Annotated in this window: 21 protein-coding genes; 4 read left to right on the forward strand and 17 right to left on the reverse strand. The window is 45.4% G+C overall.

The genetic code is table 11. The features are described 5' to 3' along the window. Window positions 1-64 precede the first annotated feature (64 nt). Window positions 65-937 carry a LysR substrate-binding domain-containing protein gene (locus HQQ92_RS20720; RefSeq protein WP_173248100.1) on the forward strand — a complete coding sequence of 291 codons (873 nt, stop codon included), beginning with the start codon at window positions 65-67 and terminating at the stop codon, window positions 935-937. Between the two features lie 61 nt (window positions 938-998). Here HQQ92_RS20720 and trpS read toward each other — a convergent pair whose 3' ends face one another. From trpS to rpe, 3 genes are all read right to left on the reverse strand, one after another. Then, entirely contained in the window at window positions 999-1,997 is a 999-nt protein-coding gene (trpS, locus tag HQQ92_RS20725) for a tryptophan--tRNA ligase (RefSeq protein WP_113941452.1), read from the reverse strand. A 68-nt stretch (window positions 1,998-2,065) separates the two neighbouring features. Then, window positions 2,066-2,743 carry a phosphoglycolate phosphatase gene (locus tag HQQ92_RS20730; protein ID WP_173248102.1) on the reverse strand — a complete coding sequence of 226 codons (678 nt, stop codon included), beginning with the start codon at window positions 2,741-2,743 and terminating at the stop codon, window positions 2,066-2,068. 2 nt (window positions 2,744-2,745) lie between these two features. Beyond that, window positions 2,746-3,420 carry a ribulose-phosphate 3-epimerase gene (gene rpe / locus HQQ92_RS20735; RefSeq protein ID WP_012090481.1) on the reverse strand — a complete coding sequence of 225 codons (675 nt, stop codon included), beginning with the start codon at window positions 3,418-3,420 and terminating at the stop codon, window positions 2,746-2,748. A gap of 276 nt (window positions 3,421-3,696) precedes the next feature. Between rpe and HQQ92_RS20740 the strand changes: the two genes are divergently transcribed. Then, window positions 3,697-4,062, forward strand: a complete 366-nt coding sequence (locus HQQ92_RS20740) for a hypothetical protein (RefSeq protein WP_173248104.1) — start codon at window positions 3,697-3,699, stop codon at window positions 4,060-4,062. Next, window positions 4,062-4,247 (forward strand): DUF2970 domain-containing protein, encoded by a 186-nt coding sequence (locus HQQ92_RS20745; protein WP_131525403.1) that lies wholly within the window; start codon window positions 4,062-4,064, stop codon window positions 4,245-4,247. Before HQQ92_RS20740 ends, HQQ92_RS20745 begins: the two co-directional genes overlap by 1 nt. An 18-nt stretch (window positions 4,248-4,265) precedes the next feature. On the opposite strand, the gene HQQ92_RS20750 is transcribed toward HQQ92_RS20745, so the two are convergent. The 9 genes from HQQ92_RS20750 to HQQ92_RS20790 form a co-directional block, all read right to left on the reverse strand. Next, complete coding sequence (locus HQQ92_RS20750) at window positions 4,266-5,105, reverse strand: Dam family site-specific DNA-(adenine-N6)-methyltransferase (RefSeq protein WP_131525404.1); 840 nt, start codon at window positions 5,103-5,105, stop codon at window positions 4,266-4,268. Between the two features lie 48 nt (window positions 5,106-5,153). Continuing rightward, window positions 5,154-6,590: an AAA family ATPase gene (locus HQQ92_RS20755; RefSeq protein WP_173248106.1), complete on the reverse strand. Its 1,437-nt coding sequence runs from the start codon at window positions 6,588-6,590 to the stop codon at window positions 5,154-5,156. 18 nt (window positions 6,591-6,608) lie between these two features. Then, window positions 6,609-7,685, reverse strand: coding sequence for a 3-dehydroquinate synthase (gene aroB / locus HQQ92_RS20760; protein ID WP_173248108.1), 1,077 nt, complete (start codon window positions 7,683-7,685; stop codon window positions 6,609-6,611). Window positions 7,686-7,694: 9 nt separating this feature from the next. Further along, on the reverse strand, window positions 7,695-8,210 hold the full coding sequence (aroK, locus tag HQQ92_RS20765; protein ID WP_006083542.1) for a shikimate kinase AroK: 516 nt from the start codon (window positions 8,208-8,210) through the stop codon (window positions 7,695-7,697). Between the two features lie 216 nt (window positions 8,211-8,426). After that, window positions 8,427-10,478 carry a type IV pilus secretin PilQ gene (locus HQQ92_RS20770; RefSeq protein WP_113941458.1) on the reverse strand — a complete coding sequence of 684 codons (2,052 nt, stop codon included), beginning with the start codon at window positions 10,476-10,478 and terminating at the stop codon, window positions 8,427-8,429. Between the two features lie 21 nt (window positions 10,479-10,499). After that, a complete protein-coding gene (locus HQQ92_RS20775; protein ID WP_105250537.1) occupies window positions 10,500-11,015 on the reverse strand; it encodes a pilus assembly protein PilP in 516 nt (171 codons plus the stop codon). Continuing rightward, window positions 11,015-11,638, reverse strand: a complete 624-nt coding sequence (locus tag HQQ92_RS20780) for a type 4a pilus biogenesis protein PilO (protein ID WP_105250538.1) — start codon at window positions 11,636-11,638, stop codon at window positions 11,015-11,017. Before HQQ92_RS20780 ends, HQQ92_RS20775 begins: the two co-directional genes overlap by 1 nt. Further along, window positions 11,635-12,219 (reverse strand): PilN domain-containing protein, encoded by a 585-nt coding sequence (locus HQQ92_RS20785; protein WP_105250539.1) that lies wholly within the window; start codon window positions 12,217-12,219, stop codon window positions 11,635-11,637. The genes HQQ92_RS20780 and HQQ92_RS20785 overlap by 4 nt, the downstream gene beginning before the upstream one ends. After that, window positions 12,207-13,286: a pilus assembly protein PilM gene (locus HQQ92_RS20790; RefSeq protein WP_105253014.1), complete on the reverse strand. Its 1,080-nt coding sequence runs from the start codon at window positions 13,284-13,286 to the stop codon at window positions 12,207-12,209. The genes HQQ92_RS20785 and HQQ92_RS20790 overlap by 13 nt, the downstream gene beginning before the upstream one ends. A gap of 188 nt (window positions 13,287-13,474) precedes the next feature. Here HQQ92_RS20790 and HQQ92_RS20795 point away from each other — a divergent pair, with 188 nt between their 5' ends. Beyond that, window positions 13,475-16,009, forward strand: coding sequence for a penicillin-binding protein 1A (locus HQQ92_RS20795; protein WP_173248110.1), 2,535 nt, complete (start codon window positions 13,475-13,477; stop codon window positions 16,007-16,009). A gap of 97 nt (window positions 16,010-16,106) precedes the next feature. Here HQQ92_RS20795 and argH read toward each other — a convergent pair whose 3' ends face one another. From argH to argC, 5 genes are all read right to left on the reverse strand, one after another. Beyond that, entirely contained in the window at window positions 16,107-17,474 is a 1,368-nt protein-coding gene (gene argH, locus HQQ92_RS20800; RefSeq protein WP_173248112.1) for an argininosuccinate lyase, read from the reverse strand. A 108-nt stretch (window positions 17,475-17,582) separates the two neighbouring features. Continuing rightward, window positions 17,583-18,821, reverse strand: a complete 1,239-nt coding sequence (locus HQQ92_RS20805) for an argininosuccinate synthase (protein WP_173248114.1) — start codon at window positions 18,819-18,821, stop codon at window positions 17,583-17,585. Between the two features lie 59 nt (window positions 18,822-18,880). After that, window positions 18,881-19,786, reverse strand: a complete 906-nt coding sequence (locus HQQ92_RS20810) for an ornithine carbamoyltransferase (protein WP_105250543.1) — start codon at window positions 19,784-19,786, stop codon at window positions 18,881-18,883. Between the two features lie 12 nt (window positions 19,787-19,798). Beyond that, a complete protein-coding gene (argB, locus tag HQQ92_RS20815) occupies window positions 19,799-20,581 on the reverse strand; it encodes an acetylglutamate kinase (protein ID WP_106649098.1) in 783 nt (260 codons plus the stop codon). Between the two features lie 31 nt (window positions 20,582-20,612). Then, window positions 20,613-21,593, reverse strand: a complete 981-nt coding sequence (argC, locus tag HQQ92_RS20820) for an N-acetyl-gamma-glutamyl-phosphate reductase (protein WP_173248117.1) — start codon at window positions 21,591-21,593, stop codon at window positions 20,613-20,615. Window positions 21,594-21,624: the final 31 nt, after the last annotated feature.

Below are 21,624 nucleotides of genomic sequence, written 5' to 3' on the forward strand. Positions count from 1 at the left end.
GAAATGATGCTTTCTCATGCTAGATGAATTAAATTCATACTAAAGCCTTTAGATATTGAAAATCATGAGAAAGCTCCCGCCATTACGCGCTCTACAAGTGTTTGAAGCTGCCGCCAGACAGCAGCATTTTTCTAAGGCCGCCGATGAACTGTGCATCACCCAAAGTGCAGTGTCGCACCAAGTGCGAGTATTAGAAGAGTATTTTGGCGAGCTACTGTTCGACCGTCAGGGGCGTAAACTGCAGTTAACGCCTAAGGGGCACGGACTATTTTTAGAGTTAGAGCGGATATTCAACGAGTTAAGCGACCTCAACTTGAAAGTACGCGATACGCCAAATCAACAGCTCTGCCTAGCCGTTTACAGCTCATTTTCAGTAAAATGGTTGATCCCAAGACTCGCCGATTTTCGCCGCCAATATCCGAGCGTGAAAATCCGCCTCGAGATGATCACCCAAGATCCTGATCTAAGCACCAGCACTGCGGATATCTTCATCGCCGGTAAGCTAAATCAACGTGGTTATTGGCAACAGTTACTGCACAAAGAGCGTTTAATTCCTGTATGCAGCCCCAGTTTTTACCTTAAATGGCGCGATATAAGCCTGAGTAATTTCCAGCAACAAGCTCTGCTGGTGGTTGATGAAGGACCATTAGGGCTCGACTGGCACAAGTGGTCATCGGCGCACCAAATACCACTCGATAACGAACAACAGCATGTGTTTAGTCATATTGTGATGGCGATTGAAGCGGCGATTGCTGGCCAAGGCTTAGCCCTAGCGCCGGACTTTATGGTGGCTGGCGATATCACAACGGGGCGTTTAGTCACCTTGAATCTGCCCGATGTACATACCGGATTTGAATTTACCTTCTTTTGTAAGCAACGCCGTTTATCAGAACCTGCGATTGCCGCTTTCTCATCTTGGCTAAAATCACAGGCTTAGGATGAATTTACAGGCACAAAAAAGCCGACGCGAACGTCGGCTTAATTTATCGATCGATTGATTACACTAACAAACCAATCTTCTCATACACTTTCTTCAGGGTCACTTCGGCGCGCGCCTGCGCACTCTGTGCACCAGCTTTCATCACTTGGTCTAAGTAAGCGCGATCGCTACGAATCGCGCGGTAACGCTCTTGCAGTGGCTCTAACATGCTCACAACCGCTTCACCTGCTGCACCTTTCAAATGACCATACATCTTGCCTTCAAACTCGGCTTCTAGGCTCGCAATGCTTTGCCCTGTCACACCCGACATGAGACTCAGCAGGTTAGAAACACCCGGTTTATTATCCACATCAAAACGCACGACTGGCGGCTCATCACTGTCTGTCATGGCTTTTTTCAGCTTCTTCAGCACTGATTTCGGATCTTCTAGCAGGCCGATAACGTTATTACGGTTATCGTCTGACTTAGACATCTTCTTTAGCGGCTCCTGCAGCGACATGACTTTAGCGCCAAGTTCAGGAATAAACGGCTCAGGAATGGTGAAAGTATCACCATAGGCATTGTTAAAGCGAGTAGCGATATCACGCGTTAACTCAAGGTGTTGCTTCTGATCTTGGCCAACGGGGATTTCGTTCGCTTGATAAATCAGAATATCCGCCGCCATCAACACTGGGTAGCCAAATAAACCCACGTTGATGTTGTTGGCGTGCTTTTGTGATTTATCTTTAAACTGAGTCATGCGGCTCAACTCACCCATTTGGGTATAGCAGTTTAATGCCCAACCCAATTGCGTATGTTGTGGCACCTGTGACTGGATAAACACTGTACTCTTTTTAGGATCGACGCCACAGGCCAAATACAGGGCTAAGGTATCTAAACACGCTTCGCGCAACGCTTTAGGATCTTGGCGCACAGTAATGGCATGCAAATCAACTACACAATACAGGCAGTCGTGGCTATCTTGCATCGCAACCCATTGACGCAATGCACCCATGTAGTTACCTATGGTTAATTCGCCGGACGGCTGTGCACCGCTGAGTACTATGGGTTTGGTCATTACGTCATTGCTCCACTATCTATATATAAAAAGACTAAAAAAATCGACTAAAAAACAGGTAACCCCCATTACTTGGTAGGTTTTACCCAGTTCAGAATCTCACTAAATTGCTCACATACGGCATCTGGGCCACTGAGCCCAATATCTTCACCGTAGTTGTAGCCGTAGGTCAAGCCGATTGACGCTATCCCAGCCGCTTTCGCCGCTAAAATGTCGTTTTTAGAATCGCCGACCATCAATAACTCAGTTTTCTCCAATTGCCACTCATGCAATAAATGCTGCAGCGGCAAAGGGTCGGGCTTCATCTTAGCTAAGGTATCGCCACCTAACACTAAGCTGAAAAAGTCGTTAATCCCAAAAGCATTGAGTAATGGCATGGTAAAACGATAGGGTTTATTGGTGACAACCGCTAACTTAAAGCCTGCATCAAACAAAGTTTGCAGCACTTGATGCACGTCGCTATACAGCGCACTGTGCTTTTCAAGATTTTCTTGATAATGATGCATAAAAATCGGCATAGCCGCATCAAGGGTTGTTTGCTCAACATCCGTACCCAAAGTATGACTCATAGCACGGCGCATCAACATCTCTGCACCGTTACCGACCCAAGTACGAACTTGCGCCTCAGAGCAGCTCTTCAAACCTAACTCGGCTAAGGCTTCCTGCGTGGCAACGGTTAGGTCAGGCACACTGTCAATCAGCGTGCCATCTAGATCAAACGCAATCGCTTTAATCTTATCCCACATGGCTATGCCCCAACTTTAGCAAGTTCGGCACGCATCTCATCAACAACGGCCTTATAATCGGGCTTGCCGAAAATAGCCGAGCCCGCAACAAACATGTCCGCACCGGCGGCCGCGATTTCGGCGATATTGTCGACCTTAACGCCGCCATCGACTTCTAAGCGAATATCAAAACCACTGGCATCAATACGCGCACGCACTTGGCGCAGCTTATCTAAGGTTGATGGAATAAAGGATTGACCACCAAAACCAGGATTCACTGACATCAATAGGATCACGTCGAGCTTATCCATCACATGGTCAAGATAATGCAGTGGTGTCGCAGGATTAAACACGAGACCTGCCTTACAACCGCACTCTTTGATGAGCTGAAGTGTGCGATCGACGTGCTCAGAAGCTTCTGGGTGGAAAGTAATAATAGACGCGCCCGCTTTAGCAAAATCAGGCACGATACGATCAACTGGCTTAACCATCAAATGCACATCAATATCAGCGGTAATCCCATAGTTACGCAGTGCTTGGCACACCATAGGGCCAATCGTTAAGTTAGGAACATAGTGATTATCCATCACATCAAAATGTACTACGTCGGTTCCCGCATCTAACACAGCTTTTACATCGTCACCCAAACGGGCAAAATCGGCAGATAAAATTGATGGAGCAATCAAGAATGGACGCATAAAACACTCGCTGCTATTTGGATAAAAAGTGCCTTATTTTACCCTGAGCCAAGCTAAGCCTCTATAGCTAAAGCCACATTTCTGGCAATTGATCCGCTGTGCCTATGTCAGCAAAGCAGCACACTCTGCAGCTATCGCAGTAAATTGGGGCTTAGATTCGGTAAAATAAGCTAATATTTCCGAGCATTTTGGCTGGAATTGATAATTTTTTGTTCATAAACTAAGCGAGTTTGTTATACTCGAGGCGCAGTGCTGGTTCATTCCAAAGGAAGCGTTATGATGGAGCGGTTTAGTCAGTTTTCACACTATGTTAGGTCGGTGACATTTAAGTCATCTATGATGTTGGCATTTACTGCAGTTGTAGTGGCCACGCTAGCTTTGGGCGTTGAAAAACTTACGGAAAATACCGAAACTGCATCTTGCGCTTGTAGCAATGACACTCGTTACAACAATGCACTGCCCAGTAGCCACCCTAATAATCGCTGCGCCGATCAAGCACAAACCTTAAGCTGGAAAACGTGGCTTACAGGTAAAAACCGTTCGAGTCAGTTCCACTTTGTCGATCTACTTGAGCTATTACATGGTCATCAAGATAAACCTATGGATGATCTCAAGCCCACTACGTCGCATCTCGCCTATTAATGCTTAGCCGCATTTGGCAAGTATTTCACAGTACCATTGCCGCCTTTTTCGGGGTACAAACTAGCGAAAATCGTAAAAAAGACTTTCAAACCAGTTCCCCATTGCCCTACATAGTGATGGGCATAGTATTAGCTGTCATCTTAGTGGCAAGTCTGATGTTTCTCGTAGGACAAGTGCTTAGCTAAACGTTATTTATGTTGAAACTAGTCGTCTTTTGGATCGTAGTTTTCATCATATAGCGCCATCAACTCATCCACTTTGTTACGACCACTGCCGTTTTGGCTAATGTTGCGTTGCACTTGAATTTTCGCTAAATGCGCGCCGCGATATAACTCGCGAGTTAATGGAATATCGTGATTACTAATCAATACCGGAATACCACGCTCTAACGCGGTATGGCGCGAATGACGAGCCAGTAGTGCTTGATCGTCTAAACTAAAACCGGCACCAACATATGTCGTGAAACTGGATGTAGTAGATAACGGTGCGTAAGGTGGATCGCAATAGATAACATCGCCACTGCGTGTCTGCTCAAAGGCTTTTTCGTAACCAATGCATTTAAACTCAGCACGTTGCGCTTTTTCAGAAAAGGCCCAGATTTCCTTTTCGGGGAAATAAGGTTTTTTATAGGAGCCAAAGGGCACATTGAAGCCACCCTTACGGTTATAACGGCATAAGCCATTAAAACCATGGCGATTTAAATAAAGAAAATACACAGAACGCTGGAAAGGGTCGCGACATTTATTAAAGTCGGTACGCACCTGATAGTAAGCTTCCTTTTGATTCATCTCATCGACAAACAATGCTTTAGCTGCGGCAATGTATGCTTCCGGTTGATGCTTCACTATCTGATATAACTCGATCAAGTCCTGATTAATGTCACAGAGCAGGTAGCTAGGATAATCCGTATTCAAGAAAACGGATCCTGCACCCACAAACGGCTCGACCAAACGGTCTCCTGCGGGTAAATAACTGGCTAAATCATCCACCAATTTAAATTTACCGCCAGCCCACTTAAGGAAGGCTCTGTGTTTTTTTATCATTTAACTTGATGAATGCCGACAAAAATAAAGGCCATGATTGTACTCTGTTTATTCTGAAATTTCACGATTTGAGAGACTTTCTTCTACTTGATAATCTTTCAAATCGGCCCATTTTCTGACCCAAGGTTGCTCAAAACGATACTCCTTAACCAATTGCGCCGCCGCATTCGAAGCCAATTTGCTACTGCTATAGTGACCAACGAGGACAACCCATCGCTGTTTATACTTTGCGACTCGAACGCCCTCGACATTCTCAAGACTCTTTAATGTCGAACGCAGGGTATCTAGCTGAGCAACACTCGCTATTTGTACGGTATAACCTTTGAGTGGCTTTTGCGGTTCCAAAACTGTTTTATCAACCTTTGCCACCTCTGGCGCTGGGGACTGAACACCTACCGTTTTAGCTTGAGGCTCTGCATCCACAGTTGGCTCATCACCACCAAAAGACTTGCTACTCACTTCACCAACACTCACTAAGGCTGCATCATCAGGCTCAGGATGTGGTGCCTCACCATGGAATTCACTTAATGGATCGACAGCCGGTTCTGTTTTGGCTTTGGATGTTTCTATTTCGTTAACTGTCACGGGTACGGCGGCAAACTTTAATTGATCAGCGCGCAGAGCAAAATAGGGGGCTAAGATTTTTTGCCCATAGGACAAGAAAACGGGGGAATCTATCGCAGGAAAAGTCGCAGTCTCTAGGGCTTGCTCTTCAGAAAATGGTTGAGTAACACCAAGCCAAATACCTAGCGCTAACAACATGCTCACAGCTGTCACCATCACAGCTTTATATTTCATCCAAGAAGATGTTTTCTCTTGCGGGCTATGCAAGGCTTTATCTAACAGATTGACCACTTCTTGCGGCGTACCCGTTTGCTTCTCAAGCTGACTGCGTACGATTTCCCTTGGCGTAAAAGGGTTTTGATCGCTGTATCTCAGCAATGTTTGATACAAAGCTTCACGCTCTGGCATGGTTAACGGCTCAATACTGATAGGCAATATTTGCCGCCGCAATGGCTCGGGTAATTGTGGCAATAGGTCCGCTAAGAATGCCGGTGGAACCGTGAGCGTGACGGCAATATTCTTACCCGCACACTGGATCTGATTGAGAATAATACACTCAGCCCAGAGCGCCTTAGGTAATAAATGCGCATCATCGATAATAATATGTAAAGGTTTAGTTTGCGTACTCGCAAGCCGCAACAGCGTATCGGCGAGGGGAATGTCGTCGTCAAAAATAGGGGATGAAATTAGCTGGACTAGAATTTTGCGGCGTATCTCAGCGTTATCGGCATGCATAGGACAAATCACAAATGCCGCATTTGACTCGTCAAAATCGGTCGCTAATCCGGTAACTAAGGTCGTTTTTCCTGAACCGCTGACACCAGAAAGCACCAGCAGCTGATCGCTATAACTGGCAACATGATGCATTCTTTGTATGAGGGCTTCCTGAGAAGGAAGCAAGACAGAACCCTGAAACGTCACTCGCCCACCACACAGTTTTTATGCGCAGCGAATAACCTGTTCAAGGGTAGATTCTGTGACTTGACTAAACACATCCGCGCGGCCTATTGCCGTTGGGAGCACCAGTCGAATCTGACCGCCTAAAACTTTTTTATCGCGTCGCATATGTTGAATGAAACTGTCGAAATCCATAGATTCCGGCGCACTCACTGGAAGATCAAAAGCTTGTAGTAACTGTATGATACGACAAACTATTGACTCATCGATAAGCCCCTGTGCCTTAGCTGTTTTAGCAGCAAGGACTGTGCCAGCTGACACGGCTTCACCATGCAGCCAATTACCGTAGCCCATTTCGGCTTCAATCGCGTGACCAAAGGTATGACCCAGATTCAACAAAGCACGCACGCCCTGCTCAGTTTCATCTTGGCTAACCACATCGGCTTTAATCTCACAGCAACGAGAGATAGCATAAACTAATGCTTCGGCATCTAAGGTTTTTAGCGCCGTTACATTATCTTCAAGCCATTGAAAAAAATCAGCATCCCACATGATGCCATACTTGATGACTTCCGCCATTCCCGCCGCAAACTCGCGCGCTGGAAGCGTATGTAAACATAAAGTATCGATAAGCACGATTTGTGGCTGATAAAAGGCCCCAATCATGTTTTTACCAAGAGGATGGTTAACAGCCGTTTTACCGCCGACGGAAGAATCCACCTGCGACAATAAAGTTGTCGGAATTTGAATAAAATCGATCCCACGTTGATAACATGCCGCGGCAAAGCCCGTCATATCACCAATCACGCCGCCACCCAAAGCCACCAGCACAGAATCTCGACCATAGTTTTGCTGCAGCAATGCAGTAAAAATAGTATCTAGATGTGCTAAGTCTTTGAATTGTTCACCATCGGGAAGGATAACACTCTCTACCTCACCAAACGAAGCCATCGTCTCTTGTATCTGTTTAAGATACAAAGGCGCGACAGTTTCATTGGTGACGATAAGAATACGTTTTTTAAGCAGGTAGCGAGACAAGGTCTCGCCATCACTCATCAAATTCTGGCCAATGTAAATGGGATAACTACGTACACCTAAATCAACCTGAATTTGCTTCATAAATTCTGCCTAAAAACCTAATTGCTCAATGATCTGATTTGCGACGATCTTTGCGCTTTGATCATCGGTTTTGACAATCACATCGGCAATTTCTTCGTACAATGGATTACGGATCTCTGCAAGATTCTCCAACACTTCTCGAGGATCATCCACTTGCAATAATGGGCGTCGCTTGTCTCTTTGAGTACGAGCAACCTGTTTGTCGATAGTGGTTTCCAGGTAAACCACAATGCCACGAGCAGACAGATGATTACGGATATCTTTGCTTTGTACTGAACCACCACCGGTGGCAAGGACGATACCTTGTTTCTCAGACAAATCAGCAATAACCTGAGCTTCACGACGACGGAAGCCTTCTTCACCTTCGACGTCAAACACCCAAGCAATATCAGCGCCTGTGCGTTGTTCAATCTCTTGATCCGAATCGTGGAATTCTAAATGCAGCATTTGCGCCAGATGGCGACCAATTGTGCTTTTACCTGCGCCCATAGGGCCTACCAGAAAAATATTACGTTTTTCAGCCATTTCTTGTACGTCTGAATCTTATTGAAAAGTATGCCTATATCGACTCAACATCAAGCCGACCTATATGTTACCTTGCTCTTATGAGACTTGACCGAGGATTATCTCAGCTTAGGGTCTACTATGGCAAGCCATGTGCGCTATTTATGCAAAGAATTGTATTCCAGTAATAATAAAGCCAGCAATCACTGCTGGCTTTAGTCGATACATAGCAAGTGCTTAGATCTTCTCACCGACTATTTTGGGGGTTACGAAAATAAGTAGCTCTTGACGCTCATTTTTGTCTGTTGTGTTCCTAAACAGGAAACCGACTAAGGGAATGTCACCGAGAATAGGGACTTTACTCACCCGGCTGATCAAGTTTTGCTGATAAATACCACCAAGGACTATGGTTTCACCGTTATCAACTAGCACTTGAGTGCCAATACGTTGGGTATCGATGGCGACTGCGGGACCCGTTGGTGTGTCAACCGTCTTGCCCTGAGAGTCTTGGGTGATTTCCAAATCTAAAATAACGCGGTTATCAGGTGTAATTTGTGGAGTAACACGCAAGGACAACACGGCTTTCTTAAAAGTGACCGAGGTTGCACCACTTGAAGTCGACTGCACATAAGGGATCTCCACACCCTGCTCAATATAAGCCGCCTTTTGGTTAGAGGTAGTAATACGAGGGCTGGCGATAATTTCACCTTTATTTTCTTGCTCTAACGCACTCAATTCCAAATCAAGAATAGTACCATCTGCCAACTTAGCAACGTGGAATGCGATACTTGTTGGATTGGTCACTGCCGCAGGCAAATTAACGTTCAAACGCTGGTCAGGAGTTGGAATGATGCCGTTGGCAATACTCTGAGCACCTTCTAATGTACCAGAGGTTCCCTTACTGCCCTGCTGATCCGTTACGCCCCAACGTATGCCTAAGTCTTCAGAGACATCATCTTTGACTGTTACCATACGTGACTCGATCAGCACTTGACGAATAGGGATATCGAGTACTTCGACTAAACGATGGATGTTCTCAATCGTTTCTGCCGTATCTTTCACAAGTACAGTGTTGGTACGTTCATCGACCGCGACTGAGCCGCGTGGCGAGAGTAAACTAGAATCTGCGCTTTTAAGCAGCTCAGCAATATCGATCGCTTTGGCATAGTTAATTTGCAAGTACTCAGAATACAAAGGTGCTAGCTCTTTAACTTCTTGCCTATTTTTGAGATTTTGGCTTTCACGAATAGCCAACTCTTCGCTCGGTGCCACCATTAAGATGTTGCCTTCGATACGCTTATCTAGGCCTTTGGTTTGTAGAATCAAATCTAATGCTTGGTCCCAGGGCACATCATCCAATCTCAAGGTGATGTTGCCTTCAACAGTATCACTCGTGACTAAGTTAAAATTGTTATAGTCAGCAATGATCTGCAAAACAGTACGTACAGGGATATTTTGAAAGTTAAGCGACAAAGTACGGCCATTGTATTTTTTAACATCTTTCTTGGCGGCAACTCTCTCAACTTTATTCATCGAGAGTCTAAAGAGATTATCCTCTTGCTTGTAACTGAACTCATATTCCCCAGCAATATCAACTAAAATGCGCGTTGTTAGATCTTCTTTAAATGTCTCGAAGCTTTTTACTGGTGTTGAAAAATCTTTCACATCCATAACATAAAGCAGATCACTATTAATATCAGTGTTATATAACTTAACTTCGAGTTTAGCGCCCACTTGCTCAACGTTAACGGCAACCGAGCGGTTATTCAAATAGACTAATAACTCACCGCCACCATTTTCATTACGACGAAAATCGATATTTTTAATGCTGTTAACGAAGGGATTTTCTGCCTGAGTCTGAGCGCCTGCAACCTCATCATTAATAGTGAGTCGATATGAGTTGCCCATGACTGAACCTTGGTAAGGTTTCACTTTGGACATACCTAAGGTGACTTTAAGACGAGTATCTTGCTGCTCAGTCATCATGTCAGTTACACCGACTTGATTAATGGGTAAGCGATCCTTAGATAAACCAGAAATACTATTATCAAAGGTTAATACGAGCTCTGCAGGCGATGCATTAGAGTCAATAACTGGCGGAGTGACCGCTTCTTCAAATACCAACTCTAGCTCTAACTGATGGTCAACCAAGGCATGGTACTTAACATCCATTAATCGGTTTGCAGCATAACTCGATGGCAAAATTCCAAATACCAATGCGATCCCAATAACAGACTTGATTAAGCCTGAAGAAATTAACGGGACTTTTATCGCGGCAGAAGATTTCATTATTCCCTCATCCTTCGCTCGTTATTCTCCAGAAAGTTCTAAATTGCTCGTCCTTTCGGACCAACAACCTGAACCATCTGGAATTAATTCTACTACTTCGACATTTTGTGAAGTAACTTTAGAAATGCGTCCATTAAACAGACCTAAATACTCACCAACGCCCATCCGATAAACACTGCCGTCATTTGTTTCAACTAACGCCCAAGTTGTATCGGCTTCACTTAAGGTGCCACGCATTTTTAAATTATCTAAAGGATAAGTTTCTAATCGTCCTTTTCGACGCTTTAAGTCCGGTTGTAAACAATCTTTGCTGGTATCAACAACTTCTTCCGTTAACTCACGCGAAGGTGGTACAAAAGGGCTTCGCATTAACTCGGCTTGATAGGCAAAGTGCTCAAATCTTGGCGGCTCTTTCAAGGGCGGGATATGAGCAACGTGTTGCGCTTTGGTTGTAGTAACAAATAGCTCTAAATCACTACGATCGCCAACACAACCCATTAAAAAAAGACTCAAGGCTAACAAAGGTAAGAATTTCATTATTTCTTCCCCTTATTAGCAGGTTTTTCAGGCGGTAATTCAGCCCCTTCTTTAAAGCGGTATGTCTTGGCTAAGATATCCATTGCTAAGTTGCCGGCTTCGTCTCGCTTAATGGTGAAATCATGGAGGCTAACGATACGCGGCAGCTTAGCGACACCACTCACCATACTACCTAGCTGATGGTAATCTCCCGTCACAGACATTTTAATTGGAAACTCAATATAGAAATCCCGCTGAATTTCGGCCTCCCAATTCAAACTATTAATTTTGAGTCCTGCATCCGTAGCGACAAAAGTTAAATCGTCTAGCAAACCTGGCATTTCATTTTCAGAGGGCAGCATCTTCAGTAACTCTGCAAACTGCACTTCCATCGTCGCTAGCTGATCTCGGTAGAGTTTTAAATTTGCCGCAAGTTGATACTTATTCTTGAAATCATCTCTGAGCTGCACTTCTTTATCTTGCTCTGCGGTATAAATATCTACCGAATCGGAGACGACCAAGAAATATCCCGCAGCAAAAACACAGAGTGCTAAAAGGATCGCGAAAAAGGTTTTAACTTGATTTGGCCAACCACCAATATTTTCAAAGTCGATATCATTAAATTGACTTAGATCGAGTTTCATTTACTCGCTCCTTTTGTCATTTTCTCAGGCTCATCTACACTCGCGCCTTTAATAGTGACTCTCAAACTAAAACGCTGTAATTGCCGTAACTCTTCATTTTGGGTCACGATCGACTGCATATTAGGATCGGTTAACCATTCGGATGTTTTCACTTTTCGCATCATGTTGGCGACGTTATTGTTCGATTCACTACGCCCTTCAATCAGCAACAAACTGCCCTTTTTCTCTAGGCTAGACAGATATATTCCTGGAGGTACAATTCGAACAAGCTCATCTAACACGTGAGTAGGCAAATTACGGGATTGCTGTAGATTAAGAATAATTTCTGTACGCCGCTCAATATCTTTCTTACGTTCAGTAATTTTCTTGATCTCAGAAATTTGTGTTTCAAGCAGACTGATTTCCGATTGCAAATAAGCGTTACGTGCTTTTTGCTCATCGGTCATAACATCTAATAAAGATACTGCGACATAGACTAAAATCGCCGACGCTAAAAATACTGCAGCTAAAATACCAATATAGTCGCGCTTTTGTTTTTCTCTCGCCTCTTCTCGCCAAGGGAGTAGGTTTATGTTCGCCATTGACCGTAACTCCTCAATGCTAAGCCACAAGCAACCATATATTTGCTGATTGTAGGTTGCAGCGCACTTTTAACAGACTCATCGGCATGCAAACACCCTTGAAAAGGATCGGCGATAATAGTGTGAACACCCAATTCATTCGTCAGTAAATTAGCCATACCTTCTAATTTAGATGTCCCACCGCATAATACGAGGTAGTCGACTTTATCTTTACCGCTGGAAGTGCAATAAATCTGCAGCGTACGTTTTATTTGTTGTAATAGCTGAGTTTGAAAAGGTGACAAAACTTCAAACATATAATTTCGTGGTAAGTCGCCTTCAATCTTTGCTTTCTCAGCTTGATCATAAGACATGCCATAGAAGGATAATATTGACTGAGTAAATTGCTCACCACCGAAAGCTTGCTCACGAATAAAAGTCGTCTCACCCGATTCAACCACAGAGAAAGTCGTCATATTCGCGCCGATATCAACCATAGCAACGGCTTTATGTTTCGCTCCTTCTGGAAGCTGGGCCAGAATTAACTCTGCAGCTCTACCTAAAGCGTAACCTTCAACATCCACCACTTTAGCCTCAAGTTCCACGCTATCCAGCGCATCGACTCTCACATCAATATTGTCAGTGCGGCATGCGCTCAACAGCACATCAACTTTAGTAGGATCGGTACTGTTTACGTTTAGCGTTTCAAAATCTATGCTAACTTCATCGAGTGAATACGGAATAAGGTTATCGGCTTCAATTTCTATCTGTGCCTCCATTTCTTCCTCACTAAGGGAGGCATCCATGTAGATCACTTTCGTCATCACAGCAGAACCCGAAACAGAAACAGCGGCATATTTAACGGATTTAGGCAGGCTACGTTTTATTTGCTTAAGGCATTCAACAACGGCATCAGCATCACGAATATCATGATCGTTAACGGCCCCCTTCTTAATGGGTACCGCGGCATGACTCAATATTTTGTATCCGTCAGCAGTCTTACTCAACAAAATGGCCTTAACTTCATGGGAACCGATATCGATTCCCACCATCTGCGGAGCCTGACGCTTCCATAAATTTGAAAGCATATCCATTGTCACTTTTTTATTTATATTTCAGTAAAAGAGATTAGCACAAAATCAACTTGTTATACTTAGTTGTATCGAATGTTTCATCATTTTACAAATGCTATTTTGTGAGTCTCACGTTTTTACTTCACCAAGACGTGTGCGCCTTATATACTGTCGCACTTAACAGAACATTAGGATAAATTTTGGTGAAGTGGTTAAAACGTATTGTTATAGCACTATTCAGTCTAGCCCTTTTGGGCGTAGGCGCCATTGTGGCAGCATACTTTTATGTTTTGCCGGATTTACCGGATGTTTCAACACTAAAAAATGTGCAACTTCAAACACCTTTACGTATTTACAGTAGTGACGGCAAACTTATTTCTCAATTCGGTGAGAAACGTCGCATTCCACTAACGTTAGACGAAGTGCCAAAACCTCTGCTACAGGCGTTTATCGCAACCGAAGATGCCCGCTTTTATGAACATGGTGGTATAGATCCTGTTGGCGTGCTTCGCGCCGCATTAGTGATGTTGACCACTGGTGAGAAAAAGCAAGGTGCGAGTACGATTACCATGCAGGTCGCACGTAACTTCTTCTTAACCCGCGATAAGACTATTATTCGTAAAGTGAAGGAGATTTTTATCTCCTATCATATTGAAGAGTTACTCACCAAAGATGAAATTTTAGAGCTCTACGTAAACCGCATTTACTTAGGCCAACGGGCCTACGGTGTTGGGGCTGCTGCGCAAGTGTATTTCGGTAAAAACGTGCAGGAACTCAGCTTATCTGAACTGGCCGTTATTGCAGGCCTACCCAAGGCGCCCTCTACACTCAATCCAATCACGTCACCTTCGCGTGCACTGGCTCGCCGTAATGTCGTCCTCATGCGGATGAATGAAGTCGGCTACATCAGCCAAACCGAATACCAAGCGGCACTACAAGAGCCATTGGTGGCCAGATATCATGGCGCTGAAATTGATCTCTATGCCCCTTATATTTCTGAAATGGCTCGGGATTACATGGTACAGAAGTACGGTGAAGAAGAGGCCTATACCAATGGCTACAACGTCTATACGACTATCTCATCGGATCTACAACTTAAAGCTCAACAGGCACTGCGTAATAACGTCTATGCCTATGATGAACGCCATGGCTACCGTGGTCCTGCTGCCGTATTGTGGACGGACGAAAAACCTGAGCCTGCTCAAATCAAAACTGAACTAGCCAAGATTGCTTCAGTACAAGAATTGCAACCCGCCGCAGTCATCAGCATTGCAGATCAGCAAGCCAGCATAATGACCGCCAAGGGCGAGACCAAAGTCATTACTTGGGATGGATTGAAGTGGGCACGTAAGTTTATTACTGATAAGCGTCAAGGCAGTGTACCGAAATCAGCTTCTGACATGCTCAAGGTCGGCGAACGTATTTGGATCCGTGATAACGGCCAATATTTGCAACTATCGCAAGTACCAGAAGTCGCCAGCGCAACAGTATCACTCGACCCCAAAAATGGTGCTATTCGCACTTTAGTTGGTGGTTATAGCTTTAGCCAAAGCCAATACAACCGAGTGACTCAAGCGAAACGTCAATTAGGTTCGAATATTAAACCTTTCATCTATGCCGCAGCATTAGAGAAAGGCTTTACCTTAGCGACCCTCATAGACAATGCGCCAATTAATAAACCCGATATCAGCCAAGGCACTGCATGGCGCCCTAAAAATTCACCCGATATCTATGGCGGCCCAACTCGTTTACGTGTGGGTTTAGCGCAATCTATTAACGTTATGTCTGTGCGTGCAATGCGCCATGTCGGACTCGACGAAACCATTGCTCAACTCGTTGAATTTGGTTTTGATCCTAACGACTTACCTCGCAACGAATCGATTGCATTAGGTTCGTCTTCAGTCACGCCATTGCAAGTAGTTACTGCATTTAACGTATTTGCTAACGGCGGTTTCTTACTCGAACCTTTCTATATTGATCGCGTAGAAGATGCTTACGGCAATGTTATCGAAAAAGCGAATCCTACATTGGCCTGTAAGCCTAGCCAAAGTCTTAGCCAACCAGTTACACCGAGCGATCCTATGGCGTTCAGCGTAAGTGGAGACTCTAGTGCAGAACCTAGTGCCCCCTTTGCGCAGTGTTTCGAACAAACTGGTCGCTACGCTCCGCAAATTATTTCAGAGCAAACGGCATTCCTCATTACCGAAGCACTGAAGAGCGTGATCTGGGGTGGCGGCGATTGGAGTAAAGGCACGGGTTGGCAAGGTACGGCTTGGCGCGCAGCAAAATTGATTAAGCGCCATGATATTGCAGGTAAAACGGGTACTACCAACGAATCGCGCGACACTTGGTTCAGTGGTTTTAGCCCTGTCATCACCAGTACGTTCTGGGTCGGTTTCGACGATCATGGTCGCCAACTGGGCAGAACCGCATGGAATGCAAACGGCGAAAAAGATCAGATAACTGGCGCCGAAGCGGGTGCGAAAACAGCTGGTCCGGGCTGGAACGAGTTTATGAACAGTGTCTTACAAGGCACACCTGAAACAACCTCGATTCCACCAGAAGGCATAGTTTCGGTACGCATCGATTTAGCGACGGGTAAACTGACCCGTAAAACCGACTATACCAGTGCGTTCGAGTACTTTATTTCAGGTACAGAGCCGAAGGAATACATCAGCGAAACTCAGGATGAAAACAATTTATTCATCGATGCACCAACTGATGATTTATTCCAATAAACAAATGCTAAAAAGTCATTACCACTAATTGTGGCCCAATAAAAAACGCGACCTTAAGTCGCGTTTTTTATTGGCTTGTTGATTTGAACAACTTACTTTAGCGGGCTTTCTTAGCCGCGATCGCCTGCTGAATTTGTGGCAATGCAGTACCACCGAGCACGTCACGTTTCGCTAAACAAGCTTCAATAGTCAGGTTTGGATAGACATCATCTTCAATGATGGCGGCAAAAGTTTTTAATTCGGCCAAGGAGAAATCCTCGAGCGGAATTTGCTTCGCTATCGCAGCAACCACGACTTCACCCACAACATGGTGCGCCTCACGGAAAGGCATACCTTTAGACACGAGATAATCAGCAAGCTCAGTAGAATTTGCATAACCTTGCTGTGCGGCTAACAGTGCATTAGGACGATTGACCTTCAAACCTGACAACACCAACGCCGCCATATCGAGGCAAATTGCCCAGCTATCGACCACATCAAACAGGCCTTCTTTATCTTCCTGCATATCTTTGTTGTACGCCAAAGGCAGCGCTTTCATCGTAGTGAGAATGCCCACTAAGCTGCCATAAACCCGGCCAGTTTTGCCACGGATAAGCTCTAATGCGTCTGGATTTTTCTTCTGTGGCATCAGGGATGAACCCGAGGTCACTTCATCACTCAGGGAAATAAAGTTCGCTTCACCTGAGTTAAAGAAAATCAAATCTTCAGCCATACGGCTTAAGTGCATCATGCTGATCGATGCGGTTGAACAAAGCTCTACCACGTGATCTCTGTCTGATACACTATCTAAGCTATTCAGCGTTGGCGAGGCAAAATTCAGCGCCGCGGCCAGAGCATGTCGATCCATCTTATAAGCTGTGCCTGCTAATGCTCCAGAACCTAAAGGACAGGTATTAGCGCGGGTTAACGCATCGCTTAAACGGCTGATATCCCGCTCAGTCATTTCCACATACGCTAAACACCAGTGGCCAAATGTCACAGGTTGCGCGCGCTGCAAGTGAGTATAACCCGGCATTACCGCATCAAATTCACGCTCAGCCAACGCCAGTAATTCAGCATGTAAACCTTGAAGGCGCGCGAGTAATGCTTTGCCTTCGGATTGACACCAAAGCTTTAAATCGGTGGCAACTTGATCGTTACGGCTACGACCGGTGTGCAATTTCTTACCGAGATCGCCCACTTTGGCAATCAAGGCCGACTCGACGAAACTGTGAATATCTTCAGCGCCCGAGGCGAGAATAATCGCTGGATCGCCCTGCACTTCCACCAGTAAGTCATTAAGCGCTTTTTTCAAGTCGCGGCATTCAGTTGCCGAGATAATTCCCACGCTGACAATCGCATCCGCCCAAGCAATGGAGCCGACCACATCCTGTTCGAACAAGCGATAATCCACAGGCAACGAATCGTTGAATAATTTGAATAGCGCGCTCGTTTCGCCCTGAAATCTTCCACCCCATAAAGCCATGCTAACTCCCCTTACTCACTGCTTATTTGAAATCGACTCATCTGAATCAAAAACTAAATCAAAACCTAAAAACAAAAAAGGGCGCTAGGCGCCCTTTTAAACGACCTCTTACTTAGACTTTACATCATTAGCATTGAGTGCGCGGATGCGGCTCGCTAATGAGTACAGGCGGATAAAGCCTTCTGCATGCTTTTGATCGTAAACTTGATCTTCACCGAAGGTGGCAAACGCTTCAGAGTACAAGCTGTTAGGTGAACGTTTCTTCACTGCGCTCGCTTGGCCTTTGTAGAGTTTTACCACAACTTCACCGTTAACTGATTCAGCCAGTGATTCAGATGCTGCCAGCAGTGACTTACACAGTGGCGTGAACCAACGGCCGTCATACACTAAATGCGCCATTTGTGCGGCAACTTGCTCACGCCAGTTACGGCTAGTCTTGTCGAGTACGAGCTCTTCAATCGCACGTAGTGCTGCGAACATCACAGTGCCACCGGGTGTTTCGTAACAACCGCGAGACTTCATACCCACTAAACGGTTTTCGGTAATGTCGATACGGCCCACACCGTGTGGCGCAGCAATGGCGTTTAATGTCATCAGTGCAGCATAAGGCGTTAGGGCTTCACCATTCACTTTAGTGATACGGCCATGTTCTACTTCTAGCGACACATATTCAGGCTTGTTCGGTGCATCTTCAGGATCGGCAGTCAGTGTCCATACGCCTTTGCTTGGCTCGTTCCATGGATCTTCTAACTCACCACCTTCATGGGAAATATGGAAAGCGTTGGCATCACGGCTATAGATTTTAGTCGCTGACGCTGACGTCTTGATGTCACGTTCAGCTAAATAGGCCAGTAGATCTTCACGGCTCTGCATAGTCCATTCACGCCATGGGGCAATCACTTTTAAATCAGGTGCTAATGCGGCGAAGCAACCTTCGAAACGCACTTGGTCGTTACCTTTGCCGGTACAACCGTGACACAGAGCATCGGCGCCCACTTTACGAGCCACTTCAACCTGCGCTTTGGCAATAATAGGACGCGCCATTGACGTACCGAGTAAATAAGTGCCTTCGTAAATCGCACCGCTCGCAATCGTTGGGTAGATATAGTCTTTAACGAATTCTTCTTTTAGATCGACGATATGACATTCAGAAGCACCTGAAGCTAAAGCTTTTTCAGTCAAGCCAACCAGCTCTTCTTCGCCTTGGCCAACGTCGGCGCAGAATGCGATGATTTCACAGTTATCGTAGTTTTCTTTTAACCAAGGAATAATGGCCGAGGTATCTAGACCACCTGAATAGGCTAAAACCACTTTTTTCACGCCAGTATTTTTTATCTCGATAGACATCTTAAATTCCTATGACTCGTTTCTCTCAGGGAGAAAACAGGCTGCTAAACAGGGTTAATTTAACTAAATAAGGTTACCAGTACCGCATTTTGGGCATGCATCCGATTTTCGGCTTGTTGCAGAATTAAGGATCCTGCACCGTCCATCACTTCATCTGTTACTTCTACACCACGGTGGGCGGGCAAACAATGCATAAAGAAGTTAGCGCCCGCTTTCGCCATCAAAGCTTTGTTTACTTGGTATGGTGCAAACTTCGCTTTGATATCCGACAAAGGCGTTGGATCGCCCATTGAAATCCAAGTATCAGTATAAATAGCGTCGTGACCTTCAATCGCATCGATATCTGAAGTCAGCACTATCTTGCCGCCATATCGTTTGGCGAGCTCTTGCACTTCTGCCACTACGTAGCCATCAGGAAAGTGACCCGCCGGGCAGATCACTGTCATGGTGGCACCGAGAATAGCCGCACAGTACATCAGCGAGTTAGTGACATTATTACCATCACCAACATAAGCTAATTTAGCTTTACTGACATCCTCAAACTGCTCTGCCAGAGTTAAAAAGTCAGCTAAGGCTTGGCAAGGATGATAAAGATCCGACAGCGCATTGATCACGGGCACTGAGCCGAACTCGGCTAATTGTTCGATAGTGGTGTGTGAATAGGTTCTCGCCACAATTGCGTCGGCCCAACATGACAGGTTAGAAGCAAAGTCAGCAACCGATTCCCGTTTTCCCAGTTCACCATTTTGCTGGTCTAGGTATAAACAGTGGCCACCGAGCTTATTAATACCGATATCAAAGCTGACGCGAGTTCTGAGTGAGGGCTTTTCAAATAACATCACCACACTCTTGCCATCCAGCGCATGACGATACTCAGCCGGATTGGCTTTAATCGTTTTTGCCAAGGCAATTAGATCCTGTAACTGCTGCTGGGTTAAGTCTTTTATCGATAGTAAATGCTTCATAACCTACTCCACTTATGGTTGGATTTGTGTTCCTACGGCTTCACCTTTTGCTAATGCGATTAATTGGCTTGCATCACGCCACGAGGCAACTTGTACCGCCTGCCCCATCCACTGTGCTACTTCGAGCGCAGCTTCAACTTTGACCTTCATTCCCTTTTCGATCACACCTTGCTTAACAAGGTCTGCTATCTGCTTGCCATTTAAACTATGGATGAGCTGGCCTTTACCATCGAGCACCCCAGAAACATCCGACAGTAGCACTAACTTGCCGCCCACTAATTTGGCTAATGCAGTTGCCGCTTGGTCTGCATTGACGTTAAGCATTTGGCCATCGTCCATCATGGCGATGGAGCTACAAATCGGCATCCAACCTTGGGCGAGGATAAATTTAAGATAAGTGCCATCGTTTGGCGTGACTTCGCCCACTAGGCCTAAACGCTCATCTTTAATCTTAGCCGAAACAGTATTGCCATCGGCAAGGCTCATGCCCACACTCACAATGCCAGCCTTAGTCGCTGCGCCTTGAAGAATTTTGTTCGAAGTACCCGCAAGTGCGCCGGCAATAATCGGCATTTGCTCAGGCGGAGTCACACGCAAACCTTCTAACTTGACGGTTTCCATACCATTCGCTGCTAGCTGCTCATCCACCAGACAGCCGCCGCCATGCACCATCAACACTTGCTGACCATTGGCTAACATAGCCGCAGCCGTATCCATCAATCGCGCCATCCCCATTTCACATTGCAGCAGCGCGCCGCCCACTTTAAGCACTAATACTGAGTTGTTTGTAGACATCTTGACGACTCTCTTAAATAAGGATGAACAATTAAAGGTTAAAATGAATCTTTATGCATTGCAGCGCTTGGCTGGCAGCACCTTTCATCAAGTTATCGATGGCACTGGCTACCACTAAGTAACCACTATTCTCATCAAACTTCCAACCTAAGTGACAGTTAGGTGTCAGCACCACATCGTCCACTTTCGGGAACTGATTGTGCTTTACGGTTACCAATGGCGCCTTGTCATACACGCTATAGGCCGCTGCCACATCGGCAGTCGTAGTGCCTGGTTTTAGCTGCACGGTAATGGTCGCTAAAATGCCACGCTTAAAGTTGCCAAGGTGCGGGGTAAATATCACTTCTTGACCAAGCTGAGTGGCGATCTCGGGTTGATGTCTGTGGCCTAATACGCCGTAAGGTGTCAGGCTCACTTCACAAAAACTGGTGTGTAACTGCGCTTTACGGCCCGCACCTGTTACGCCGCTCACGGCATTGATCACCGGATAAGCCGATGTCAGTAAACTCGCTAGCGGTTTTAACGCTGTCAATGATGCGGTCGGGTAACAACCTGGCACGGCAATCATCTTAGTCGCAGCGATTTCTTTAGCATTCCATTCGGCAAGGCCATACACAGCTTTGGCTAAAACTTCAGGATATTCATGCTCAAAGCCATACCACTTCGGATATTGCGCCACATCGCTAAAACGATAAGCACCGCTTAAATCGAATACCGCTAACCCTTGGCTATAAAACCAAGCCGCTAAATGCAGGCTCACCGAGTGCTCAGTCGCTAACACCACGGCATCAGCTTCGGCAACGATTTTTACCTTAGCTTCATCGGACAATGGCGACAGCGTTAATGCAATATGGCTATAGCTAGGATACAAATCCGCTAAAGGTTTACCTTTATCTAAACTGTTTTCAGAAACATACAACCCCTGAATCGTCAGATCTGCTTCTGCATGGATTAAAGCGGTCAGTTGCGCGCCTGTGTAACCACTGGCACCAATAATGGCGATATTTTTCATGTTTTTTGTCTTATTAACCGAATCAAAGAAA

The sequence above is a fragment of the Shewanella sp. DC2-4 genome (genome assembly GCF_013248875.1).
Taxonomy (GTDB): Bacteria; Pseudomonadota; Gammaproteobacteria; order Enterobacterales; family Shewanellaceae; genus Shewanella; species Shewanella oncorhynchi.